The sequence below is a fragment of the Caballeronia sp. LZ028 genome (assembly GCF_031451415.1).
GTDB classification, from domain to species: Bacteria; Pseudomonadota; Gammaproteobacteria; order Burkholderiales; family Burkholderiaceae; genus Caballeronia; species Caballeronia zhejiangensis.
The window spans coordinates 377,440-399,832 of sequence record NZ_JARUXN010000002.1; the positions used below are offsets into that span (position 1 = coordinate 377,440).

Consider the following 22,393-nt stretch of genomic DNA (forward strand, 5'->3'; position numbering starts at 1 on the left):
GCGCTCACAGATCCTTCACCAGACGAAGTGCGTCATAGATCGCGGCGTGCGTGTTGCGCGCCGATACCGCATCGCCGATTCTGAAAAGCTGGAACTGTCCTTCGGGATGCGTCTCTCCGCTCTGCGGCCTGCCGTCGATGAGTTCGTCGTAATTCACCGCGCCGCGGTTCTTCGATAGCGGCTTGAGCTCGAAGTAAAGCTCGTCCATCGGAATCGTGCCGTGATTGACGACGATCTGATCGTGACGCTGCTCCTTCGTCACGCCGCCGTAATCGCTGCCGATGGTCGCCACCAGTTCACCGCCCTCGCGACGCACCGATTCCAGCCGGAACGTCACCGTGAAGGTGGTCGCGAGCTTTTGCAGCGAGCGCATGTAGGGCACGAGATTCATGCTCATGACTTCGGGCGAGAACGAGCGGTCGGGCGTCATCACTTCCACCTTGCCGCCCGCCTGCGCGATCGTTTCGGCAGCCTGAAGCGCGGCGTGATCGCCGGCATCGTCGAAGATGAGCACGTTCGCGCCGGGCTTCACGTCGCCGGAAATGATGTCCCACGACGAGACCACATGCTCGTTGCCTTCGCTGCAAACCTCCGTGTGCGGCATGCCGCCGGTCGCGACGATCACTACATCGGGTTGCGCCGCGAGCACCGTTTCCTTATCCGCCCACGTATTGAACTTGAACCGCACGCCGAGCTTTTCGCACTGCGCCATGCGCCAGTCGATGATGCCCATCATCTCCTTGCGGCGGACGTTCTGCGCGGTGAGACGAATCTGGCCGCCGGGATCGTTCATCGCTTCGAGCACGACGACGTCATGCCCGCGCTCGCCCGCGACGCGCGCCGCTTCGAGTCCCGCCGGCCCCGCGCCGACGATGACGATCCTGCGCTTCGTCGCGGCCGGCGCGATGGTGTGCGGCATCTCGAGTTCGCGGCCCGTCGCGGCATTGTGGATGCACAGCGCCATGCCGCCCTGATAGATGCGATCGAGACAATAGTTCGCGCCCACGCACGGACGGATGTCGTCCTCCCTGCGCTCGATGATCTTGCGCACGATATGCGGATCGGTCATGTGCGCGCGCGTCATGCCGACCATGTCGAGCTTGCCGGCTTCGATCGCATAGCGCGCCGTGGCGACGTCCTGAATGCGCCCGGCATGAAACGTCGGAAAGTCCGTCGCCCGCCTGATCTCGCCCGCGAACTCCAGATGCGGCGCGCTCTTCATGCCCATGATCGGGATCACGTCGGTCAGGGCGGCATCCGTTTCCAGATGCCCGCGAATGACGTTGAGAAAATCGACGAGACCGCTGTTCTTGAGGCGCATCGAAATCTCGATGCCCTCTTCCTTCGTGATGCCGCCCGCGAGCATTTCATCGGCCGTATAGCGAAGGCCGACGAGAAAGCGCTCCCCGACGCGCTCGCGAATCGCGCGCAACACATCGAACGTGAAGCGCATGCGGTTATCGAGCGAACCGCCATATGGACCTTCGAGCGTATTCGTCAGAGGCGACCAGAACTGGTCCATCAAATGACCATACGATTCGATCTCCATCCCGTCGAGCCCGGCTGCTTTCATGCGCTCGGCCGCATCCGCGAAATCGCGCACGATGCGTTCGATGTCCCAGTCTTCCAGCTTCTTCGGGAAGGTCCTGTGCGCAGGCTCGCGGCAATGCGAAGGCGACACCGCGGGCAGCCAGTCGCCCGTGTCCCAGCGCGTGCGCCGGCCCAGATGCGTCAGCTGGATCATCACCTTCGCGCCGTGCTCGTGACATTCGTCGACGAGATCCTTCATCCACGGCACCACTTCGTCCTTGTACGCGAGGATGTTGTTGAAGACCGGCGGACTGTCCTTCGAAACCGCTGCGGAGCCGGCTGTCATCGTCAACGCGATTCCCGCTTTCGCCCTTTCGACGTGATACGCCCGATAACGCTCCTTCGGCATCCCGTCGTCGGCGTAAGCCGGTTCATGCGAGGTCGTCATGATCCGGTTTCGAAACGTGAGATGTTTCAGCGTATAGGGCTGCAGCAGCGGATCCGTGGACATGAGCGCCTCTTCGAAGCAAGTGGGAACGAACGCCGGTTGTGAATCAAGCGTAGAAGCTCTGTACACATGTGTCAAGTAGAGAGACAATGGTGTACAGCGGAACGCATACAGGAAAAAACGAAATGGATCAGACCCTCGACGCGGTGCGCGGCTCCGCCGACATGTGGCTGGACGCGGCGTACGAAGGGCTTCTCGAAGGAGGCGTGGATGCGGTCCGCATACTTCCGCTCGCAAAAAAGCTGAATCTTTCGCGCACGAGTTTTTACTGGTTCTTCAAGGACCGCGAGGAACTGCTTGCCGCGTTGCTCGGCCGATGGAAGCAGAAGAACACCGGCCACTGGATCGAACGAACCGAGGCATACGCGGACAGCGTGTGCGAAGCGATGCTCAACGTCTTCGACTGCTGGTTCGACAATTCGCTCTTCGACTCGCGCTTCGAAGCCGCGATGCGCAGTTGGTCGCAGCAATCGCAGGAGATCGCGGAGCAGATGGCGCAGGACGATGCGCAACGCATCGCGGCATTGACGGCGCTGTTCGTGCGCTTCGACTATGAACCGCGCGCCGCCGACGTCCGCGCGCGCGTCGCGTATTACACGCAGGCCGGCTATGTGTCGATGAAGCTCCACGAAGACATGGCGGTGCGCATGTCGCGCATTCCGGAATACGTCGAAGTTTTCACCGGCGTGCGGCCGCAGCAACACGAGCTTCAGCGCTTCTACTCGCGGCGTAACTTCGAGTTCGAGTGAGCGGCCGCTTATTGCAGCTTATTGCCGCTTATTGCCGCTTGAGGCCAATCCCTTGGCGGAATCGGTCAGGTGCGACGTGAGTCCGATCGCCCGGCATAGGCTTGTGCGGAACATTGAGTCCGCGTGCAGCCGGTCTATTCCGCCTTTGGGGCCATCATGTACAAAATCCTCAGTCCGATTGGAACCGAGATAGAAATTCCGGAAACGGTCGAAGAAAATTCGGCCACGTTCGACCTGACCGACCTCGCTGGCGCAAAGCAATACTACGAGGAAAACGGCTATGTGGTCGTGCGCCGCGTCGTGGACGGGGCCGCGTGCGATTCGATCCGCAATGCATTCGATAAAACGGTCAAGCAGTACCCCGGATACATCTACCGGCAGGCCACTGCGAATCCGGAAAAAAACCGGATCAACGAATACGGCTTCGTGATGAATCCGCTGCTCAACCTTCAGTCGCTCGGCGACGTAGCGTTCGCGCCGCTCAAGAATCTCGCGGTGAAGGCGTTCGCGAGCACGCCTGTCAAAGCCATTACACGCGAGATTTTTTCGGAAGAAGGCAAGCTCGTGCAGAGCATGTATTTCGAAGGCAACGCGGAGACGTGGCCGCATCAGGACACGTATTACCTCGATAGCGAACTGATCGGCACGATGGTCGGATGCTGGTACGCGCTCGAAGATATCGACGCGGGAGCCGGGCGTTTCTTCGTCGTGCCGCAAAGTCATCGCATCGACATGGTGAAGAACGGAAAAAACTTCGACGTCGCGTTCAATCACGGCCAGTACAAGGAGCTGGTCAAGAAGATCCTCTCCGAACAACGGCTCGAATTTCGCGCGCCATTCCTGCAGAAGGGCGACGTGCTTCTATGGAATTCGAAAACGATTCACGGCAGTCTGCGCACGACGCGTCCGCAATTTTCGCGCAGCTCTCTGACGTCGCATTTCATTCCGGTTTCTCACCGCTTCCTGCAGTTCCAGTCGAAGATCAAGCCGCTGAATCTGCGCGAGTTCAACGGCATGGCGTTCAATTGCCCGAAGGACATGGAGCGGTTATCGAGCCGCGTCGTGCTGGGCATCGAAACGACCTTTCCCAGGACATTCCAGATGGCAAAGAAACTGGCCATCAAGGCGCTCGTGAAATGAGCTTCGCCCGCGTCATTCGATAGCTAACTGATGCCGGACGACATCGTCACGCCGCCTTTGCGTCATCGGGACGTTCCGCCAGAAGCTCGCGCATCGCGTTGAGCGCGGCCGAAAAATGCCCTTTGCGCCAGACGAGCAAGGTGTCGATGCGACCGAATTCGCCCATCGGATGCAGATCCACTTCGTCATCCAGACGCGCGAGTTCGAGCACCGAGCGCGGCGCCACCGCGACGCCCGCACCGGCCGCCACGCACGCGACGATCGCGTGATACGAACCCAGTTCCAGCACCCGCGCGGGACGGATGCCCTGCTGCTCGTACCAGCGCGTCGCGTATGAGCGATACGCGCAGCCACGCTCGAACGCGATGAGCGTGAGGCCGGCGCTCGCCTGCGCCATCGTCGACGGATGCTGCCCGCGCGGCGTGACGAGCGTCAGTTCCTCCTCGAACACTGGCACGGACTCGAATTGCTCGGCGGGCAGCGTGTCGGGCTCGATCGGCCGCGCCATCACCGCCGCGTCGACTTCGAACGCACGCACGCTGTCGATGAGCGCGCGCGTCACGCCCGTCGTCAGTTCGAGCGTGACCTGCGGCCAGCGCTGGTGATACGCGGCCAGCACGCGCGGCAGACGGCTCGCGGCGGTGCTCTCCATCGTCCCGAGCCGCAGCCGCCCCTGCGGACGATCCTCGCTGACCGCATGACGCGCCTCCTCCGCGAGCGCGAGCAGACGTTCGGCATACGGCAGCAGGGTTTCGCCGGCGGGCGTCAGCACGAGACGGCGGCCATCGCGGATGAAGAGATCGGTGCCGAGCGTCTCCTCCAGTTGACGGATGCGCGTCGTCACGTTCGACTGCACGCGATTGAGCTTCGCGGCCGCGCGCGTCACGCCGTTTTCGCGCACGACGGCCCTGAAAATGTTCAATGCAGACAAATCCATGATCTTTTCCGAAGATTGATCGCATCTCGATTATTCATTTTTCAAGATGGACCGGTCAAGCTACGATGGGGTTTATCCCTTCTTCGCCGACCGACTCATGGCCTCGCACGCTCACGCTTCGCCGCTGCCCGCGCATCACGCCCGAAACGCCGCGCTCGCGTGCGCCGTCGTGCTGGCGGTGGCGCTCGGCGTCGGCCGGTTCGCCTTCACGCCGCTCCTCCCGCTGATGCTCAACAGCGGCGCGCTCGATATCCGGCACGGCGGCTGGCTCGCATCGGCCAATTACGCCGGCTATCTGATCGGCGCGTTGTCGTGCGCGGCGATCCGCATCGATCACGCGCGCATGGTGCGTCTCGCGCTCGCGTGGACCATCGCGCTGACGCTCGCGATGGGCGTCATCCATCTCTTCTGGATGTGGGCCGCGATACGTTTCGCGGCGGGCGTCGTCAGCGCGTGGGCCTTCGTGTTCGCGTCGCAATGGGGATTGCGCCGGCTCGCGGAACTCGATGCGCACGGTCTCGCGGGCGTCATCTACGCGGGGCCGGGCGTGGGCATCGTCGCGACCGGTTTGCTCGGCGCGGCCGCCGCGGCGCTCGGCGTGCCCGCGCCATCGGTATGGATCGGATTCGCGCTCTGCTCGGCGGTGGCGGGCGTGTTCGTGTGGCAGGCGTTCGCGCATCGGGCGCCGGTCGCGCGCAGCCCGGCGCATGCCGCCAAAAGCGTGGCGAACGCATCGGCGCGCGTCGATTCGATCGGGCTCGTCGGCCTTTACGGTCTCGCGGGGTTCGGCTACATCATCACCGCGACGTTTCTGCCCGTCATCGCGCGACAGGCCTTGCCGGGCTCGCCGTGGCCCGATCTGTTCTGGCCTGCCTTCGGACTGGCGCTGATCGCCGGCGCGCTGGTCGCCGCGCGGCTGCCGCTGTCGTGGGACAACCGGCTGCTTTGCGCTGCGTGCTATCTGATTCAGGCGCTCGGCATCTTGCTCGGCATCGTGTTTCCGAGCGCGCTCGGCTTCGGCATCGGCAGTTTGCTGCTGGGCTTGCCGTTCACCGCCATCACCCTGTTCGCGATGCGCGAAGCGCGCCGTCTGCGCGGCGAAGCCGCAGCCGGATTGATGGGATACGCGACCGCCTCATACGGGCTCGGTCAGATCGCGGGACCGCTCGTCGCCGCACCGATCGCCGCGCACACCGGATCGTTTTCCATCGCGTTGTGGATCGCGGTCGCGGCGCTCGGATTCGGCGCGGCCGGATTGACGTGGCTCGGAATGCGCAACAAGGCAAGCGCCGCGTAAGCAACAGGATCGTCCTATCCGCGCGCGAGGGCCGCGTGTCACAGTGGCGGGCATCCTCTGACGTGGAGCATGCCGTGTCCGCTGCCGAAACATCCACTCTGCTGTATCGCCCTTTCACCGCCGATGACATCGCCGCCGCTCACGCGCTTTCGGTCGAAGTCAAATGGCCGCATCGCGCCGACGACTGGCGCTTCGTGCTCGACGCCGGCGCGGGCTTCATCGCGCAGGAAGGCGAGCGTGTCGTCGGCACCGCGCTGTGCTGGAAGTACGGCGACGATGGCGGATCGCTCGGCATGGTGATCGTCGCGCCGGACTGCCAGGGCAAAGGCATCGGCCGCAAGCTGATGGAACTGCTGCTCGAAGCGCTCGGCAAGCGCATCACCGTGCTGCACGCGACGCCCGCAGGCGAGCCGCTTTACGCGAAGCTCGGGTTCGCGCGCATCGGTGCGATTCATCAGCATCAATCCGCCGATTTCGCCGTGCCGCGCATCGATCTCGCGCAAGGCGAGCGCCTGCGTGCGATCGATCCGCGCGATACGGATGCACTCGTCGCGCTTGCATCGCGCGCAAGCGGACTCGATCGAAGCACGCTCCTGCCTGCGTTGCTGAAAGTTGCCGACGGCATCGTGCTCGAACGCGACGGCGAAGTGCTGGGCTTCGCGCTGATCCGCGAATTCGGGCGCGGCCATGCAATCGGTCCGGTGGTTTCCGTCACCGCCGACGCGCAGCACGCGCGCCGCGCGCAAGCGCTCATCGCCCATTGGCTCGCGCGTGACGAAGGCAAGTTCACGCGCATCGACACGCCCGATGAAAGCGGCTTGTCGGCGTGGCTCGAAAGCATCGGCATGAAACGCGTCGATACCGTCATCAAGATGGCGCGCAATGGCACGCCGCCGCGTGACGCATCGGTAGCGCAGTTTGCGATCATCAACCAGGCGCTGGGTTGAACGCCGATGACGATCCTCTATAAAGCCGATCCCGAACGCGGCAAGCAATGGGCCACGCACTTCGCGCTGAAAGCGCCCGACGTGCCGTTTCGCGTATGGCCCGATATCGGCGATGCCAATGCCGTGCGCTATCTCGCCGCGTGGCAGCCGCCCGCGGATGTCATGCAGACATTCCCCAATCTCGACGTGATCTTCTCGGTCGGCGCGGGCATCGATCAGTTCGACCTGTCCGGCGTGCCGCCGCATGTCGCGGTCGTGCGGATGACGGAGCCGGGCATCGTCGAAGGCATGGTCGAGTATGTGACGCAAGCCGTGCTCACGATTCATCGCGATCTTTTCGATTACGCCGCGCAGCAACGCGAGCGCGTGTGGCGCGAGATGCCGGTGCGCGCGGCTTCGACGCGGCGCGTCGGCGTGCTCGGTCTCGGCATGCTCGGCACCGCCGTGCTGAACACGCTGCGTGCGTTCGGCTTCGATTGCGCGGGCTGGAGCCGTTCGCCGCATGAGATCGAAGGCGTCGAATGTCATGCGGGCGCGGCATCGCTCGATGCGTTTCTCGCGCGCACCGATATCCTCGTGTGCCTGCTGCCGCTCACGGATGCGACGCGCGGGCTTATCGGCAAACGCGTGTTCGAGACCTTGCCGAAGGGCGCATCGTTCATCAATGTCGGGCGCGGTCCGCATGTGATCCAGCAGGATCTGCTCGATGCGCTCGATAGCGGGCATCTGAACGCCGCGATTCTCGACGTCACCGATCCCGAGCCCTTGCCGCGCGAGCATCCTTTCTGGACGCATCCGCGTGTGCGTCTCACGCCGCATATCGCGAGCGCCACGCGGCCCGAAACCGCCGTCGAAATGGTGTTGGAGAACTTGCGCCGTCATCGCGCGGGCGAGCGCATGATCGGCGAAATCGACCGCACGCGCGGCTATTGAATCGTCGGGCAAAGACCGCGAAGGCCGCAGCAGAAAATGCTGCGCGCCCCCCGCAAAACGCTGCGGATTCGCTTTTTGGCGATTTTTTTGGCGATGCACGCGATGCGGCTCTGCCGATAGTATGAAACGGTCAAGAGCCATTCCGCCCCCTTCGCGAAGAGAGAGCCGCATCATGTCGATCAAGTCGCTTGTCGAGTCCGACCGTAAGCATCTGATTCATCCAGTCGTCAGTTATCGCGCGCATGAAGCGCGCGGCGTCACCGTGCTCGATTCCGCCGATGGCGTGTTCCTGCGCGACATCGAAGGCCGCGAACTGCTCGATGCGTTCTCCGGCCTGTGGTGCGTGAACACGGGTTATGGACACGCGAGCATCGTCGAGGCCGCCGCGAAGCAGATGGCGAAACTGCCCTACGCCACGGGCTATTTTCATTTCGGCTCGGAGCCTGCCATCGAACTCGCCGCGAAGCTCGTCGAGCTCGCGCCTGCTTCGCTGCAACATGTGTACTTCACGCTCGGCGGCTCCGATGCCGTCGATTCCGCGCTGCGCTTCATCACGCACTACTACAACGCGACGGGCCGTCCGTCGAAGAAGCATTTCATCGCGCTGCAACGCGGCTATCACGGATCGTCGTCGATCGGCGCGGGCATGACCGCGTTGCCTGCGTTCCATCGCAACTTCGATTTGCCGCTGCCGACGCAGCATCACATTCCTTCGCCGTACGCGTACCGCAACGATTACGCCGATGACGCCGCGCTCATCGCCGCTTCGGTGCAAGCGCTCGAAGCCAAGGTCGCGGAACTCGGCGCGGACAACGTCGCCGCATTCTTCTGCGAGCCGATTCAAGGCTCGGGCGGCGTGATCGTGCCGCCCAAAGGCTGGCTGAAGGCGATGCGCGAAGCGTGCCGCAAGCTCGATATCCTCTTCGTCGCGGATGAAGTCATCACGGGCTTCGGCCGCACTGGCCCGCTCTTCGCGTGCGAAGGCGAAGGCGTCGAGCCCGATCTGATGACGGTCGCGAAGGGACTCACCGCGGGTTATGCGCCGATGGGCGCGGTCCTCATGTCCGATGCGGTCTACCAGGGCATCGCGGATGGCGGAGATGTGTCGGCGGTCATCGGTCATGGACATACGTATTCGGCGCATCCGGTGAGCGCAGCGATCGGCCTCGAAGTGATGCGGCTGTATCACGAAGGCGGCCTGCTCGCGAATGCGCAGTCGCTGGCGCCGCGTTTCGCGCAAGGGCTCGATGCGTTGCTCGATCATCCGCTCGTCGGCGATTCGCGGCATCGCGGCTTGCTCGGCGCGCTCGAACTCGTCGCCGATAAAAACAGCAAGCGCGGCTTCGATGCATCGCTCAAGCTGCCCGACCGCATTGCCGCCGCAGCTTATGCAAACGGCCTCGTGTTCCGCGCATTCGGCGATAACATTCTCGGCTTCGCGCCCGCGCTTTGTTATACCGAAGCGAACTTCGACATGCTGTTCGAGCGCCTCACGAAGACACTCGACGATGTACTCGCGCAAAGCGACGTGCGCGATGCATTGAAAGGCGCATCGGGCTTTAGTTCGCGCGCGGCTGCGTGATAACATCGACCGACCGCCGACATGCGAGACCGAACCCGCCGCGATGAGCACCGACAGCAAGCTGGACCGAATCGATCTGCGTATCCTCTCGCAATTGCAGAAGCGCGGGCGCATCACGAACGTGGAACTCGCCGATGCGGTCGGCCTCTCGCCCAGCCCTTGCCTGATTCGCGTGAAACGGCTGGAAAAGGCGGGTTATATCGTCGGTTATGGCGCGCAGATTCAGCTCGAAAAGCTCGGCGACGTGCAGGTGGTCTTCACCGAAGTCACGCTCGCCGATCATCGCCGCGAAGACTTCATCAACTTCGTGAATGCCGTGAAGGATGTCGACGAGATCGTCGAATGTCATCTCGCGAGCGGCGGTTACGACTATTTGCTCAAGTTCGTCACGCGCAGCGTGAGTCACTATCAAAGTATTATCGAAGGGCTGCTGGAGCGCGGCATCGGCATCGAGAAGTACTTCAGCTACGTCATCATCAAGACGTCGTTCGTGAAGACGCATTACCCGCTCGAAACGCTCTTCTCGCAGAACCATCACTGAGGCGCGCGCCTCTCATTCTCATGCATTCAACGGACGCACGCGCTTTATGCACGTGCGTGCTTTTTATCGTCGATCATTTTCACGCGGAGTAGCACATGTCCAGCAAATATCGTATTGCCGTGATTCCGGGCGACGGCATCGGCAAGGAAGTGATGCCCGAAGCAGTGCGCGCGCTCGACGCGGTGAGCAAGCGCTTCGGTATCGAACTGGAGTACCGGCATATCGAATGGGCAAGTTGCGATTACTACGCGCAGCACGGCCAGATGATGCCGGACGACTGGAAGGCGCAGTTGCAAGATGCCGATGCGATCCTGTTCGGCGCGGTCGGCTGGCCCGATACCGTTCCCGACCATATCTCGCTGTGGGGCTCGCTGCTCAAATTCCGGCGCGAGTTCGATCAATACATCAATCTGCGCCCCGCTCGTCTTTTCGATGGCGTGCCCTCGCCGCTCGCGAATCGCAAGGCGGGCGATATCGACTTCATGATCGTGCGCGAGAACACCGAAGGCGAGTATTCATCGGTCGGCGGCACGATGTTCGAAGGCACCGAACGCGAGTTCGTATCGCAGACGTCGATCTTCACGCGCAAGGGCGCGGAGCGCGTGTTGAAGTTCGCATTCGATCTTGCGCAAAAGCGCGAGAAGAAAGTTACCGTCGCAACTAAAAGCAACGGCATTTCGATCAGCATGCCGTGGTGGGATACGCGCGCCGCCGAAATCGCCGCGCAGTATCCCGAGATCAAGTGGGACAAGCAGCACATCGACATTCTGTGCGCGCGCTTCGTACTGAGCCCGGATCGCTTCGATGTGGTCGTCGCCACCAATCTCTTCGGCGACATTCTTTCCGATCTCGGTCCGGCCTGCACGGGCACGATCGGCATCGCGCCTTCGGCCAACATGAATCCGGAGCGCAACTTCCCGTCGTTGTTCGAGCCGGTGCATGGCTCCGCGCCGGATATCGCGGGCAAGGGCATCGCGAATCCCGTCGCGATGATCTGGTCGGCGGCGATGATGCTCGACTTCCTCGGCGAACGCGAAGCACACGATGCGATGCTTGCCGCGATCACGGCGGTATTGAAGGAAGGTCCGCATACGGGCGATCTCGGCGGCAAGGCGAAGACGACGGAAGTCGGCGCGGCCATTGCGCAAATGCTCGCCTGACTTTTCTGGAGACCATCATGACGCAACGATATGAACTGAGCGATCTGATTCGCGCCGATAACTTCATCGACGGCAAATGGGTTGCCGCTGCAAGCGGCCGACGCTTCGCCGTCACCGATCCCGCGACGGGCGACGTCATCGCGCAAGTGGCCGACAGCGGCCCCGCCGATGCCCGCGCCGCCACCGATGCCGCCGCGCGCGCCTTCCCCGCGTGGCGCGATACGCTGCCGAAAGATCGCGCCGCGGTCCTGCATCGCTGGCACGCGCTGATCGTCGAGCATGCCGATGCGCTCGGACGTCTCATCTCGCTCGAACAGGGCAAGCCCTTCGCGGAAGGCCGCGGCGAGGTGATGTACGGCGCGTCTTACGTCGCGTGGTTCGCGGACGAAGCCACGCGCATCTACGGCGACATCATTCCGCAGCAGCAACGCGGCAAGCGCATGAGCGCGGTGAAGGAACCGGTCGGCGTCGTCGCTGCGATCACGCCGTGGAATTTCCCGCTCGCGATGATTGCGCGCAAGATCGCGCCCGCGCTCGCGGCGGGTTGCACGGTCGTCGGCAAGCCGGCCGAAGATACGCCGCTCACGGCGCTCGCGCTCGTGATGCTCGCCCATGAAGCGGGCGTGCCGGCGGGCGCGTTGAATCTCATCAGCGCATCGCGCGAAAACGCGCAGGACGCGGTCGCCGACTGGCTCGAAGATGGCCGCGTGCGCAAGATCACCTTCACCGGCTCGACGCCGGTGGGCAAGTATCTCGCGCGGGAATCGGCGGGCACGTTGAAGAAGCTGTCGCTGGAACTCGGCGGCAATGCGCCTTTCATCGTATTCGACGATGCCGATCTCGATGCCGCCGTCACCGGATTGATGGCATCGAAATTCCGCAATGGCGGACAGACTTGCGTGTGCCCGAATCGCGTCTATGTGCAGTCGTCCGTGTATGACAAGTTCGCTGACCTGCTCGCGAAGCGCGTCGCCGCATTGAAAGTTGCGCCTGCAACTGATTCCGATGCGCAGATCGGCCCGATGATCAACGCGCGCGCGGTCGAAAAGATCGAGCGTCATGTAAACGACGCGTTGAAGCGCGGCGCACGCGCGCTGACGGGCGCCAAGCGTCTCGCGGAACTCGGCCCCAACTATTACGCGCCGACCGTGCTCGCCGATGCAACGTCCGACATGCAGTTGAGCTGCGAAGAAACCTTCGGCCCGGTCGTGCCGCTGTTTCGCTTCGACGACGAAGCCGAGGCGATCCGCGCCGCCAATGACACGCCTTTCGGCCTCGCAGCGTATTTCTATAGCCAGAACCTGAAGCGCATCGATCGCGTATCGCGTCTGCTCGAATCGGGACTCGTCGGCATCAACGAAGGCGCGATTGCGAGCGAGGCCGCGCCGTTCGGCGGCGTCAAGGAATCGGGCTATGGTCGCGAAGGCTCGAAGTACGGCCTCGACGATTACCTCTCGATCAAATATCTCTGCCAGGGCGGGCTCGAATGAACGCGCATTCAAACGCATACCCGATCGAGATCGCGTTCCCCGATATCGGCGCGCATGCCTCGGGCAACGCGGGCGTGCCGTATGTGCATACGTTCGATTCGGGCATCGACGGTCCGCATGTGATGATCAACGCGCTCACGCACGGCAACGAAGTGTGCGGCGCGATCGTCGTCGATGCCTTGCTGCGTGCCGAACTGCGCCCGCGGCGCGGCAAGCTCACGCTCGCGTTCGCGAACATCGATGCTTACGCGCGTTTCGATGCGAGCAAGCCCGATGCATCGCGCTTCGTCGATCAGGACTTCAATCGCGTATGGACCGCGCAAGCGCTCGATGACATGTCGCGCGATTCGAGCGAGCTGCGCCGCGCCCGCGCGATGCGGCCCGTCATCGATACGGTGGACCTTCTGCTCGATCTTCATTCGATGCACGAGAAGAGCAAGCCGTTGATCGTCGCGGGACCGCTCGATAAAGGCATCGACTTGTCGGCGAGGCTCGGCACGCCTGCGACCGTGATCTGCGACGAAGGTCATCCCGGAAGGACGGCGCATGCGCGATTACGAAGGCTTCGGCGATCCTTCGAGCGACAAGAACGCGTTGCTCATCGAATGCGGACAGCACTGGGAAGCGAATGCCGTGACCGTCGCGCGCGACGTGACCGCGCGCTTTCTTTTGCTATCCGGCGTGATCGACGAAGAAGACTTGCCCGTCGGATGGGTTCAGCCATCGCCGCAGGAAATGCTCGTTGTCCGTGTGACGGAACCGGTCGTAGCCAGGAGCATGGACTTCCGTTTCGCCGATGCCTACACGGGGCTCGAAGTGTTTCCGAAAGCGGGCAGCGTGATCGGCTGGGCGGAGGGCGTTGCGGTCGAAACGCCCTATGACGATTGCATGCTCGTGATGCCGTCGCTGCGGCAGTTGCGTCCGGGCGTGACGGTCGTGCGGCTCGGCAAGATCGAACGGCGCATTCGAGTTGCAGGTGGTTTGGCTCGTTGAAGCACTGTTCTACGGTTGTGATGTGAGGTCGCCGGATCCCGTGTACTTGTCGGTCTATCAGCGCTGCCCCTGTGCGGGGCGGCACTCACTTTCCTTCCAGTAGTCGCCGGATCCCGCTTTCGCGTCGGTCTATTAGCGTTGCCCCTGTGCGGGGCGGCACTCACTTTCTTTGCTGCTGCAAAGAAAGTAAGCAAAGAAAGCAGCTTTTCAGGCCCGCGGTCACACGCAATTTGGGTAGTTCTCTCGTCCTCGATGGCACTCGCCTAAAGAGTGCCCTCATCACAATAACCGGGCTTGGCTCGCGCACGGTCCGCCGCCCAATAACTTCGAGCGCGCTGGTTCAGCACGAAAGACCTTCGGCACAGCGCTACGCGCTGCCGCCGGGTATGCAAGGGAAACCAACGTCCGGCGAAGGCGGCGAGATGGAGACGTTTTTAGAGAAGCACGCGCATTCCCGATTGACCGGTCGGCCGCGAAGCGAGCCGGAGCTATTTGGTGCTGAACCAGTTTGTTGGGTGGTGCGATGTGGCAGACCGTGCGCGAGCCAAGCCCGATGGGGCCTATGAGGGCACTCTTGAGGCAGCCCACGAACGACGAGAGGACTACCCAAACTGCGTGTGACCGCGGGCGTATCGGAAGCTGCTTTCTTTGGTTGCTTTCTTTGAAAGGACCAGAGTAAGCGCTAAAGCGCTAACTCTGGTCGACGGCAAAGAAAGTGACTGCCGCCCCGCACAGGGGCAACGCTAATAGACCGACGCGATAACGGGATCCGGCAATCACCCAAAACCATCAAGAGGCAAGAAAGCAAATGAAAGTACAGCAACTCAAACAGAGCATAGCAATCGAAGGACTGGAAGACTGGGGCACGGCGGGACTTCCCGGCACGCAGGAAATAAAGATATCCGGCGTGCAAAAAGTGATTCCCGGCAGCGAAGCAATCGATACGGGCGTATTCGAATGCACGCCGGGCACGTACCGGCGTTCGGTGAAGGAAGCGGAGGTCATGCATTTTCTGGCCGGCCGTGGCCGCTTCACGCCCGATGGCGAGGACACGATCCACTTCACCGGCGGTGATACGCTCTTCTTCGCGGCGAACACCGAAGGCACATGGGAAGTCGATGAAACCATGCGCAAGGTCTACGTGATCTTCTGAACGTGCATCGGACGTGGCCATTGCGCTGACATAACATCAGGTCATGGTCACTCCAACAATTCCGGCGTTGCCCCCGCGTATTTGACTCAATATATTTTTAGTCATCCGCGCGCCGTCCTCGTCTTCGCTCGAAGCCGGACGGGACCGCGATCTGCAGGACGTCCACTGCTTCAATCTTGTCGAGGAAAACGCCGTGATGAAGATTGCAAGATTCCGCTGTCCGCACTTTCCCGTTCGTCCGCTGGCCATGACATTGCTGCTCTCCATCGCGAGCGCGGCGCCGTCGTTCGCAGCGGGCAAGATCACGTTCGTATCGCAAGGCGGCGCGTATCAGGAAGCGCAAACCAAGGCGATTCTCGATCCCGCCGCGAAAGAGCTCGGCATCACGATCAACCAGGACAGCATTCCGGATGCGTGGCCGCAGATCAAGGCGCAAGGCTCAACCGGCAAGCCGATCTGGGACGTCGTCGATACGCCCACGTCGAACTGCTTGCGCGGCGGGCGCGAAGGGCTGCTCGAAAAGCTCGACTTCTCGAAGTTACCCAACGCCGCAGCCATTCCCGAAAAATACCGCACGCCCTATTCGGTGGCGTACGAGTTCTATTCGACGGTCATCGGCTATAACAAGAAGTCGCTGAAGAAAGTGCCGCAAAGCTGGAAGGACTTCTGGGACGTCAAGAACTTCCCCGGCACGCGCGCACTGCGCAACGATCCGATGACGGTGCTCGAAGCCGCACTGCTCGCGGACGGCGTGCAGCGCGACAAGCTCTATCCGCTCGACGTGGATCGCGCGTTCAAGAAGCTCGAAGAGATCAAGCCGAACGTCACGGTGTGGTGGACTTCGGGCGGACAGTCGGCGCAATTGCTGCACGACGGCGAAGTCGACATGACGATGATCTGGAACGGCCGCGCGAGCGCCGTGATGAAGGACAATCCGGATGTCGCCTTCACGTTCAACGACGGAATTCTGCAGAACACGCAGCTTTGCATCCTCAAGAACGCGCCGAACATGAACGAAGCCGTGCGCTTCCTTAACGCGGCCGTATCGCCGGAATTGCAGGCGAATCTGCCGCTTTATATCGATTACGGTCCGGGCAATCCGGCTGCATTCAAGACCGGCAAGATCACCGACAAGCGCGCATCCGAATTGCCGAGCGCGCCCGCGAATGCGGCGAAGCAGGCGTTGCTTTCCGAAGAATGGTGGGCTTCCGAGTCCGGCATTCAGGCGAAGGCGCGCTGGCTCAAGTTCATGCAATAACGCCGACGTGTTCGACTTTCTGATTCTTGGCGGCGGCTCGGCCGGCTGCGTGCTGGCCGCGCGCCTTTCCGAAGATGCGCGCGCGACCGTGTGTCTCGTCGAAGCGGGCCGCGACATCTCCGCGCGCACGATGCCCGATGCCATCCGCAGCCGCTATCCGGGCCGCGCATATCTCGACACGCGCAACATCTGGCAGGCATTGAAAGCGCGCATGAGCGAACGCGCCGCGGCGCTGCGACGCTATGAACAGGCGCGGCTTCTCGGCGGCGGCTCGGCGATCAATGCGTTAATGGCCAATCGCGGCTCTCCATCCGATTACGATGAATGGGAAGCGCTCGGCGCCGATGGCTGGAACTGGCAAGCGTGTCTGCCCTACTTTCGCAAGCTGGAAACCGATTGCGATGTCACCGGCCCGCTGCACGGCAGCGATGGCCCGTTACGCATTCAACGCACGGCATGGCCGCGCATTTCGCCGTTCGTGCGCACGGTGCTCGCCTCGCTTGCCGATAGGGGCCACGCCTTGCGCGACGATCAGAACGGACCTTGGGAAGACGGCACGTTCATCGGTGCGATCGCGGTCAGCGCGAACGGAGAACGCATACCGACCTCGGTTTGCTATCTCGACGATGCCGCGCGCGCTCGCAGCAATCTGACGATACGCACCGGCGATGTCGTCGAATGCATTCTGTTCGATGGCAAGCGCGCGATCGGTGCGCGCATCGTTCGCGCCGACGGCACGCGTCAAGACTTGCGCGCGCATCGCGTGATCGTATCGGCGGGTGCGATTCACAGTCCCGCATTGCTGATGCGAAGCGGCATCGGCCCCGGCGATGAACTCGCCGCGCTCGGCATCGACGTAGTGGCCGATCGTCCCGGCGTCGGGCGCAATCTGATGGAACATCCTTCGATAGCGGTCTCCGCGTTTTTGCCGCGCGCCGCACGCACGCCGTTTCCGGATGAACATCACGAGCAGGCGATCGTGCGCTTTTCATCCGGCCTGGCCGACACCGTTCAAGGCGACATGCACGGCGCGATCCTGTCGCGTTCGGGCTGGCATTCGGTGGGTTATCGGCTGGGCACGATCTTCTTCTGGGTCAACAAGTCCTATTCGCGCGGACGCGTCACGCTGGCATCGGCGAATGCATTCGATGAACCCAACGTCGACTTCGCGATGCTCTCCGATTCCCGCGATCTCGAACGGCTCAAGCTCGCGCTGCGTTTCGGCGCTGCAACGCTTGCATCGGCTTCGATGGATGCGATCTTTCCGTCGAGCTATTCACCGCGCGTTGCAGCGGTGGCGGTGCCGGGAACATGGAATGCGCTCCAGCGCGGCGCGTTGAGCGCGCTGCTCGATATCGCCGGGCCGTTGCGTGGTGCGTTGATCAAAGGCGTCGTGACGCAAGGCATCACGATCGACGAACTGCTCGCCGACGATCGCAAGATGACCGAGTTCGTCATGCGCCATGTCGGCGGGACATGGCATCCGTCGGGAACGTGCCGCATGGGTTCATCGAGCGATCCGCTGGCCGTGACCGATGCGCGCGGCGCGGTGCATGGCATCGAAGGTCTGCATGTATGCGACGCGTCGTTGATGCCGTCGATTCCATGCGCGAATACGAACGTGCCGACGATCATGATCGCCGAGCGCGTGGCGGATGCATTGCGCGGCACGGTCCTCGACAAGCATGAACCGGCCGCGCACGCCGTGACTCAGGCGCCGTAACCCACGATGCCCTTCACTTCGAGAAACGCTTCCAGTCCCCACTCGCCATATTCGCGCCCATTGCCCGACTGCTTGTAGCCGCCGAACGGCGAGCCCGGATCCCACGCCGGATAGTTCACGTAGACACTGCCCGCGCGCATTCTCATCGCCACGCGGCGCGCGCGCTCCTGATCCTGCGATTGCACGTAAGCCGCCAGGCCATAAGGCGTGTCGTTCGCGATGGCGATCGCTTCTTCTTCATCGCGATACGGCATGATCGCGAGCACCGGGCCGAAGATTTCCTCGCGCGCGATGGTCATCGAAGGATTCACGTTAGCGAACACGGTCGGCTTCACGTAATAACCGCGTTCGAGTCCAGCGGGACGCCCCGCGCCGCCCGTCACCAGTGCAGCGCCCTCTTCTATGCCGACATCGATCAGCCGCTGCACGCGTTCGAACTGCACGTCGCTGACGACGGGGCCCATCGTCGTCGCCGGATCGCTCGGTGAGCCGACGCGCTGCTTCTGCGCCGCGCGCAACGCGATCTGCACCACTTCGTCGTGCCGCGATGCGGGCACGAGCATTCGCGTCGGCGCATTGCAGGATTGACCGCTGTTGCTGAAGCACGAATTCACGCCGGCCGTGACGGCTACTTCGAAATCGGCATCGTCCAGCAGGATGTTCGCCGACTTGCCGCCGAGTTCCTGATGCACGCGCTTCACTGTCGGCGCGGCCAGCTTCGCGATCTCGATGCCCGCGCGCGTCGATCCGGTGAACGACACCATGTCCACATCCGGATGCGCGCTCAATGCCGCGCCGACGGTCGGACCATCGCCATTGACGAGATTGAAGACGCCTTTGGGCACGCCGGCCGCATCGATGATTTCGGCGAAAAGCACGGCGTTCATCGGCGACACTTCGCTCGGCTTCAACACCACCGTGCATCCCGCCGCGAGCGCAGGCGCGACCTTGCAGACAATCTGATTGATCGGCCAGTTCCACGGCGTGATGAGCGCGGCCACGCCCACGGGCTCGTGATTGATGAGCGTCGTGCCCTTCTTGCGTTGCCATTGAAAGCGTTCGACCGTGCGCAGCGTCTCTTCGATATGACGCTTGCCAAGCGCCGCCTGCCACGCATGAGCGAGCTTCGCCGGTGCGCCGATCTCGCGCGAGATGACATCGGCCATCTCGTCGTAACGCGCGACATACGCTTCGAGCAAACGCTCGAGCAACGCAACGCGCTCTGCGACGCTCGCCCGTGAAAACGATGAGAACGCACGCCGCGCCGCCGCGACCGCGCGATCGACATCGCGCGCATCGCCGAGCGCGACCTCGCCGATCGCTTCTTCAGTCGATGGATCGATGACCGGCAAACGTGTATCGCCGTACGGTTCGACCCATTCGCCGTCGATATAGAACTGCTGTAGATGTCGCATGGTTTTTCGTTGTGAAAGATTCAGGCTCGCGCCGCAGCCGAAGATCGCCGGCTCACGACGACGATCATCACGAGACACAAGGTCAACGCCGTCAGCATCGTGCTGATGGCGGCGATGGTCGGATCGATTTCATCGCGCAGCGTGACGAACATGCGGCGCGTGAGCGTCTGATTGTTGCCGCCCGAAATGAAGAGCGCAACGACGGTTTCATCGAGCGCCTGAATGAACACGAACACGGCACCCGAGATCACGCTCGCCTTGATCTGCGGCAACGTCACCGCCATGAACGCGCGAAAGCGATTCATGCCGAGACTGCGCGCGACCATCTCCTGCGTGCGATCGAACGTGCGCAAGTCCGCGCCGACGGAAATGAGCACATACGGCAGGCCGAGCATCGTATCCGCGATGATGAGACCGCCAAGCGTGTTCACATAACCCATCTGCGTGAAGACGAAGAACACGCCCACTGCAACGATGATGATCGGCACCATCAGCGGCAGCATCAGCAAGGTGCGCAGATAGCGCAACGACCAGTGCGATCCATACTGGATGCCGTATGCCGCCGCGATGCCGACCGGCGTCGCGATCAAGGCCGCGCACGTCGAGGCCGCAAAGGTGGTCTTCGCCGCATCGATCCACGCGGGATTATCGAAGAACGCGTGATACCAGCGCAACGAATACGCAGGCGGCGGAAACGTGAGGAAACGCGCATCCGAGAAAGACAGCGGCACGACGATGACCACGGGAATCATCAGAAACGCGAGAATCAGCATCACCGATGCACCGAGCGTCACGCGGCCGAACGATAAGGTATTCATTTCGCCCCCAGTGTCTTTTCGAGCGGAATCACGCGGCTCACGCAATAGAAGATCGCGCACACGCAAATAAGCAGCACCACGCTCACCGAGCTTGCCGCGCCCCAACTGTTGTAGATCTCGACGTTGCGGCTCACGATCATCGAGACCATCATCGACTTGCCGCCGCCCATCAGCTCGGGCGTGATATAGAAGCCGAGGCACAGCACGAAGACGAGCGTGACGCCCGCGAGCACGCCGCTCATGGACAGCGGCAGAAACACGCGCAAGAACACATGCAGCGGCGAACCGCCGAGACTCGCACCTGCTTGCGAGAGATTCGGCGGAATCTTCTGCATCGCGGAGTAGAGCGGCAGCACCATGAACGGCAACAGGATATGCACCATCGCGATGATCGTGCCGAACTGGTTATACGAAAGCTGCAAGGGGCGCTCGATCAGACCCATGCCGAGCAGCGCCTTGTTGATGAGACCGGTGCGTTGCAAGAGCACGAGCCACGCATACGTTCGCACGAGCACGCTCGTCCAGAACGGAAGAATCACCATGCCGAGCACGAGCGCGCTCCATCGCGGCGATATCGATGCCGCGAAATACGCGACAGGATAGCCGAGCAGCAGCGTAATCGCCGTCACGATGAAACTGAGCTTGAACGTCAGCAGAAAGGTGTCGAGATAGGCACCGGTAAAGACACGCTTGTAATTGACGAGCGAGAACACGCCGTCGTGATAGAACGATTGCCACGACAGCCACGCGAGCGGCACGACGAGCAATACGACGACCACGAACAGCGCGGGCGCCATCAACAGCAGCATCGCGCGGTCTTCGCGTCGCTGATGCCGCACCGATGGATCGATCGTCGCGGGTTGCATCACGGCGGGGTCCTGGAGAATCCGTTTGGCTGTCGTCATCATGCACCTACTGCATCGAGGAACTGATACCACGCAGCGACGAGCCGCACACCCGGCGCGCGCAACGCATGAAACGGTACGGGCCGCAAGCCGTCTTGCGCGAGCAGCGCGAGTTCGGGCTTCTCACCGAGCGCAAGCGCAGCGGCATGCTGACCGATCAGGCTCGCCATCGCGACACCCGCGCCGTTATAGCCGAGACAGAACGTGGTCGCATCGTCGCTGCGGCCCACGTGCGGCAATGCGTTGAAGGTCATCCCGACATAACCCGACCAGCGAAATTCCACCGGCACGTCCTTCAATTGCGGAAAGAGCGCGACCATCGCGCGTTGCAGCGCATCGAAGCCGGTCGGCTCGCCTTCCTTGCCGAACGCGTCGCGGCCGCCGAACAACATGCGGCCATCGACCTTGCGGAACCACTTCATCATGCGGCGCGTTTCGGTGTAGCTGCGGCGGTTCACCATCAACTGCGCATCGAGTTCCGGAGATAAGGGCGCGGTCGCGATCATCGCGCTTCTGAACGGCACGAGCTCGCGATGATATGAAGCGGTTGCCTCGGTCAGATTCGAATAGGCGTTCGTCGCGACGATGACCTGCTTCGCGCGCACCGTGCCGCCGGGCGCCGTCAACAGCACGCGGCCGTCCTGTTCGCGCGACATGTCGATGACAGGCGTCGCTTCGTAGATCGGCACGCCGCGCGCGTTCAGACCGGCCGCGATGCCGCGCACGTATTCGAGCGGCAGGATCGTGCCCGCGTCCGCGCTCAACACGCCGCCGACGAAGCCCTTCGAGCCTGTCTCATGTTCGACTTCAGCACGAGATTGCACGCTCATGGACGTATCGTTGAGCGTCGTGCGAATCCAGTCCGCCTCGGCGCATATCGATGCGAGCGCACGTTCCGTATGCGCGCAACGCAGGCTGCCCATATGTTCGAAGCGCGCGCGTTCGAGCTTGAACTCGTCGACGAACGCCTCGACGGTGCGCACGCCATCGTGCGCGAGCCGATGCATGCGCTTCGCGACATCGATGCCATGCGTGCTCGCGATCGTCGGAAACGAGAGACGAAACTTCGACGACACCACGCCGCCATTGCGTCCGCTTGCGCCCCAGCCGATCGGATTCGCATCGAGCACCGCGCATTCGACGCCGCGCTTTTGCAGCGCATAGGCGGCGCTCAAGCCCGAATAGCCGGCGCCGATGATCGCCACTTCGACATCGATATCGCGTGCAAGCGGTGCGCCGGTGCTCATCGGCGCGGCTATCGCCCGCCACAACGAGTCCGGTTGCGGGCGCAGCGGTGTCGTCGGGGCGCGCATG

The 22,393-nt window shown here is 62.6% G+C and carries 18 protein-coding genes and 1 pseudogene; 13 read left to right on the forward strand and 6 right to left on the reverse strand.

Going from position 1 to position 22,393, the window contains the following annotated elements:
• Positions 1 to 4 precede the first annotated feature (4 nt).
• Positions 5 to 2,041: an NADH:flavin oxidoreductase gene (locus QCE58_RS15960; RefSeq protein ID WP_250522332.1), complete on the reverse strand. Its 2,037-nt coding sequence runs from the start codon at positions 2,039 to 2,041 to the stop codon at positions 5 to 7.
• Positions 2,042 to 2,163: 122 nt separating this feature from the next.
• Between QCE58_RS15960 and QCE58_RS15965 the strand changes: the two genes are divergently transcribed.
• Both QCE58_RS15965 and QCE58_RS15970 read left to right on the forward strand, forming a co-directional pair.
• The gene (locus QCE58_RS15965; RefSeq protein ID WP_250522333.1) at positions 2,164 to 2,787 is read left to right on the forward strand and encodes a TetR/AcrR family transcriptional regulator; all 624 of its coding nucleotides are present in this window, start codon (positions 2,164 to 2,166) and stop codon (positions 2,785 to 2,787) included.
• A 156-nt stretch (positions 2,788 to 2,943) separates the two neighbouring features.
• Positions 2,944 to 3,927 (forward strand): phytanoyl-CoA dioxygenase family protein, encoded by a 984-nt coding sequence (locus tag QCE58_RS15970; RefSeq protein WP_250522334.1) that lies wholly within the window; start codon positions 2,944 to 2,946, stop codon positions 3,925 to 3,927.
• Positions 3,928 to 3,973: 46 nt separating this feature from the next.
• Here the strand turns inward: QCE58_RS15970 and QCE58_RS15975 are convergent, their stop codons facing one another.
• A complete protein-coding gene (locus QCE58_RS15975) occupies positions 3,974 to 4,864 on the reverse strand; it encodes a LysR family transcriptional regulator (RefSeq protein ID WP_250458247.1) in 891 nt (296 codons plus the stop codon).
• A gap of 97 nt (positions 4,865 to 4,961) precedes the next feature.
• Here QCE58_RS15975 and QCE58_RS15980 point away from each other — a divergent pair, with 97 nt between their 5' ends.
• From QCE58_RS15980 to QCE58_RS16030, 11 genes and pseudogenes are all read left to right on the forward strand, one after another.
• The gene (locus QCE58_RS15980) at positions 4,962 to 6,161 is read left to right on the forward strand and encodes a YbfB/YjiJ family MFS transporter (protein WP_250479268.1); all 1,200 of its coding nucleotides are present in this window, start codon (positions 4,962 to 4,964) and stop codon (positions 6,159 to 6,161) included.
• A 74-nt stretch (positions 6,162 to 6,235) separates the two neighbouring features.
• A complete protein-coding gene (locus tag QCE58_RS15985; protein WP_250458250.1) occupies positions 6,236 to 7,108 on the forward strand; it encodes a GNAT family N-acetyltransferase in 873 nt (290 codons plus the stop codon).
• Positions 7,109 to 7,114: 6 nt separating this feature from the next.
• On the forward strand, positions 7,115 to 8,041 hold the full coding sequence (locus tag QCE58_RS15990) for a glyoxylate/hydroxypyruvate reductase A (RefSeq protein WP_250437461.1): 927 nt from the start codon (positions 7,115 to 7,117) through the stop codon (positions 8,039 to 8,041).
• A 172-nt stretch (positions 8,042 to 8,213) separates the two neighbouring features.
• Positions 8,214 to 9,623: an aspartate aminotransferase family protein gene (locus QCE58_RS15995; protein ID WP_175981466.1), complete on the forward strand. Its 1,410-nt coding sequence runs from the start codon at positions 8,214 to 8,216 to the stop codon at positions 9,621 to 9,623.
• A 43-nt stretch (positions 9,624 to 9,666) separates the two neighbouring features.
• Complete coding sequence (locus tag QCE58_RS16000) at positions 9,667 to 10,164, forward strand: Lrp/AsnC family transcriptional regulator (RefSeq protein ID WP_008346961.1); 498 nt, start codon at positions 9,667 to 9,669, stop codon at positions 10,162 to 10,164.
• A gap of 95 nt (positions 10,165 to 10,259) precedes the next feature.
• Entirely contained in the window at positions 10,260 to 11,324 is a 1,065-nt protein-coding gene (locus tag QCE58_RS16005) for a tartrate dehydrogenase (RefSeq protein ID WP_008346962.1), read from the forward strand.
• A 17-nt stretch (positions 11,325 to 11,341) separates the two neighbouring features.
• Positions 11,342 to 12,814: an NAD-dependent succinate-semialdehyde dehydrogenase gene (locus QCE58_RS16010; protein WP_008346965.1), complete on the forward strand. Its 1,473-nt coding sequence runs from the start codon at positions 11,342 to 11,344 to the stop codon at positions 12,812 to 12,814.
• Positions 12,811 to 13,807: pseudogene (locus QCE58_RS16015) on the forward strand (M14 family metallopeptidase). Before QCE58_RS16010 ends, QCE58_RS16015 begins: the two are co-directional and overlap by 4 nt.
• 808 nt (positions 13,808 to 14,615) lie before the next feature.
• Entirely contained in the window at positions 14,616 to 14,960 is a 345-nt protein-coding gene (locus QCE58_RS16020; RefSeq protein WP_008346969.1) for a cupin domain-containing protein, read from the forward strand.
• 196 nt (positions 14,961 to 15,156) lie between these two features.
• Positions 15,157 to 16,218 (forward strand): ABC transporter substrate-binding protein, encoded by a 1,062-nt coding sequence (locus QCE58_RS16025; protein WP_008346971.1) that lies wholly within the window; start codon positions 15,157 to 15,159, stop codon positions 16,216 to 16,218.
• 7 nt (positions 16,219 to 16,225) lie between these two features.
• Positions 16,226 to 17,941, forward strand: a complete 1,716-nt coding sequence (locus QCE58_RS16030) for a GMC family oxidoreductase (protein WP_250522336.1) — start codon at positions 16,226 to 16,228, stop codon at positions 17,939 to 17,941.
• Here QCE58_RS16030 and QCE58_RS16035 read toward each other — a convergent pair.
• The 4 genes from QCE58_RS16035 to QCE58_RS16050 are packed head-to-tail and all read right to left on the reverse strand — an operon-like array spanning position 17,929 to position 22,392.
• Entirely contained in the window at positions 17,929 to 19,356 is a 1,428-nt protein-coding gene (locus QCE58_RS16035) for an aldehyde dehydrogenase family protein (RefSeq protein WP_250522337.1), read from the reverse strand. The two genes, QCE58_RS16030 and QCE58_RS16035, sit on opposite strands and share 13 nt — an antisense overlap.
• A 20-nt stretch (positions 19,357 to 19,376) precedes the next feature.
• Positions 19,377 to 20,174 carry an ABC transporter permease gene (locus tag QCE58_RS16040; RefSeq protein WP_008346975.1) on the reverse strand — a complete coding sequence of 266 codons (798 nt, stop codon included), beginning with the start codon at positions 20,172 to 20,174 and terminating at the stop codon, positions 19,377 to 19,379.
• Positions 20,171 to 21,082 (reverse strand): ABC transporter permease, encoded by a 912-nt coding sequence (locus tag QCE58_RS16045; protein ID WP_008346976.1) that lies wholly within the window; start codon positions 21,080 to 21,082, stop codon positions 20,171 to 20,173. The genes QCE58_RS16040 and QCE58_RS16045 overlap by 4 nt, the downstream gene beginning before the upstream one ends.
• Complete coding sequence (locus QCE58_RS16050) at positions 21,079 to 22,392, reverse strand: FAD-binding oxidoreductase (protein ID WP_250522338.1); 1,314 nt, start codon at positions 22,390 to 22,392, stop codon at positions 21,079 to 21,081. Before QCE58_RS16050 ends, QCE58_RS16045 begins: the two co-directional genes overlap by 4 nt.
• Position 22,393: the final 1 nt, after the last annotated feature.

What these genes read in the sequence shown, in the direction of transcription:
- QCE58_RS15960 (WP_250522332.1), bottom strand. Translation starts at nt 2,041, where the DNA reads ATGTCCACGGATCCGCTGCTGCAGCCCTATACGCTGAAACATCTCACG.
- QCE58_RS15965 (WP_250522333.1), top strand. Translation starts at nt 2,164, where the DNA reads ATGGATCAGACCCTCGACGCGGTGCGCGGCTCCGCCGACATGTGGCTG.
- QCE58_RS15970 (WP_250522334.1), top strand. Translation starts at nt 2,944, where the DNA reads ATGTACAAAATCCTCAGTCCGATTGGAACCGAGATAGAAATTCCGGAA.
- QCE58_RS15975 (WP_250458247.1), bottom strand. Translation starts at nt 4,864, where the DNA reads ATGGATTTGTCTGCATTGAACATTTTCAGGGCCGTCGTGCGCGAAAAC.
- QCE58_RS15980 (WP_250479268.1), top strand. Translation starts at nt 4,962, where the DNA reads ATGGCCTCGCACGCTCACGCTTCGCCGCTGCCCGCGCATCACGCCCGA.
- QCE58_RS15990 (WP_250437461.1), top strand. Translation starts at nt 7,115, where the DNA reads ATGACGATCCTCTATAAAGCCGATCCCGAACGCGGCAAGCAATGGGCC.
- QCE58_RS15995 (WP_175981466.1), top strand. Translation starts at nt 8,214, where the DNA reads ATGTCGATCAAGTCGCTTGTCGAGTCCGACCGTAAGCATCTGATTCAT.
- QCE58_RS16000 (WP_008346961.1), top strand. Translation starts at nt 9,667, where the DNA reads ATGAGCACCGACAGCAAGCTGGACCGAATCGATCTGCGTATCCTCTCG.
- QCE58_RS16005 (WP_008346962.1), top strand. Translation starts at nt 10,260, where the DNA reads ATGTCCAGCAAATATCGTATTGCCGTGATTCCGGGCGACGGCATCGGC.
- QCE58_RS16010 (WP_008346965.1), top strand. Translation starts at nt 11,342, where the DNA reads ATGACGCAACGATATGAACTGAGCGATCTGATTCGCGCCGATAACTTC.
- QCE58_RS16020 (WP_008346969.1), top strand. Translation starts at nt 14,616, where the DNA reads ATGAAAGTACAGCAACTCAAACAGAGCATAGCAATCGAAGGACTGGAA.
- QCE58_RS16025 (WP_008346971.1), top strand. Translation starts at nt 15,157, where the DNA reads ATGAAGATTGCAAGATTCCGCTGTCCGCACTTTCCCGTTCGTCCGCTG.
- QCE58_RS16035 (WP_250522337.1), bottom strand. Translation starts at nt 19,356, where the DNA reads ATGCGACATCTACAGCAGTTCTATATCGACGGCGAATGGGTCGAACCG.
- QCE58_RS16040 (WP_008346975.1), bottom strand. Translation starts at nt 20,174, where the DNA reads ATGAATACCTTATCGTTCGGCCGCGTGACGCTCGGTGCATCGGTGATG.
- QCE58_RS16045 (WP_008346976.1), bottom strand. Translation starts at nt 21,082, where the DNA reads ATGATGACGACAGCCAAACGGATTCTCCAGGACCCCGCCGTGATGCAA.
- QCE58_RS16050 (WP_250522338.1), bottom strand. Translation starts at nt 22,392, where the DNA reads ATGCGCGCCCCGACGACACCGCTGCGCCCGCAACCGGACTCGTTGTGG.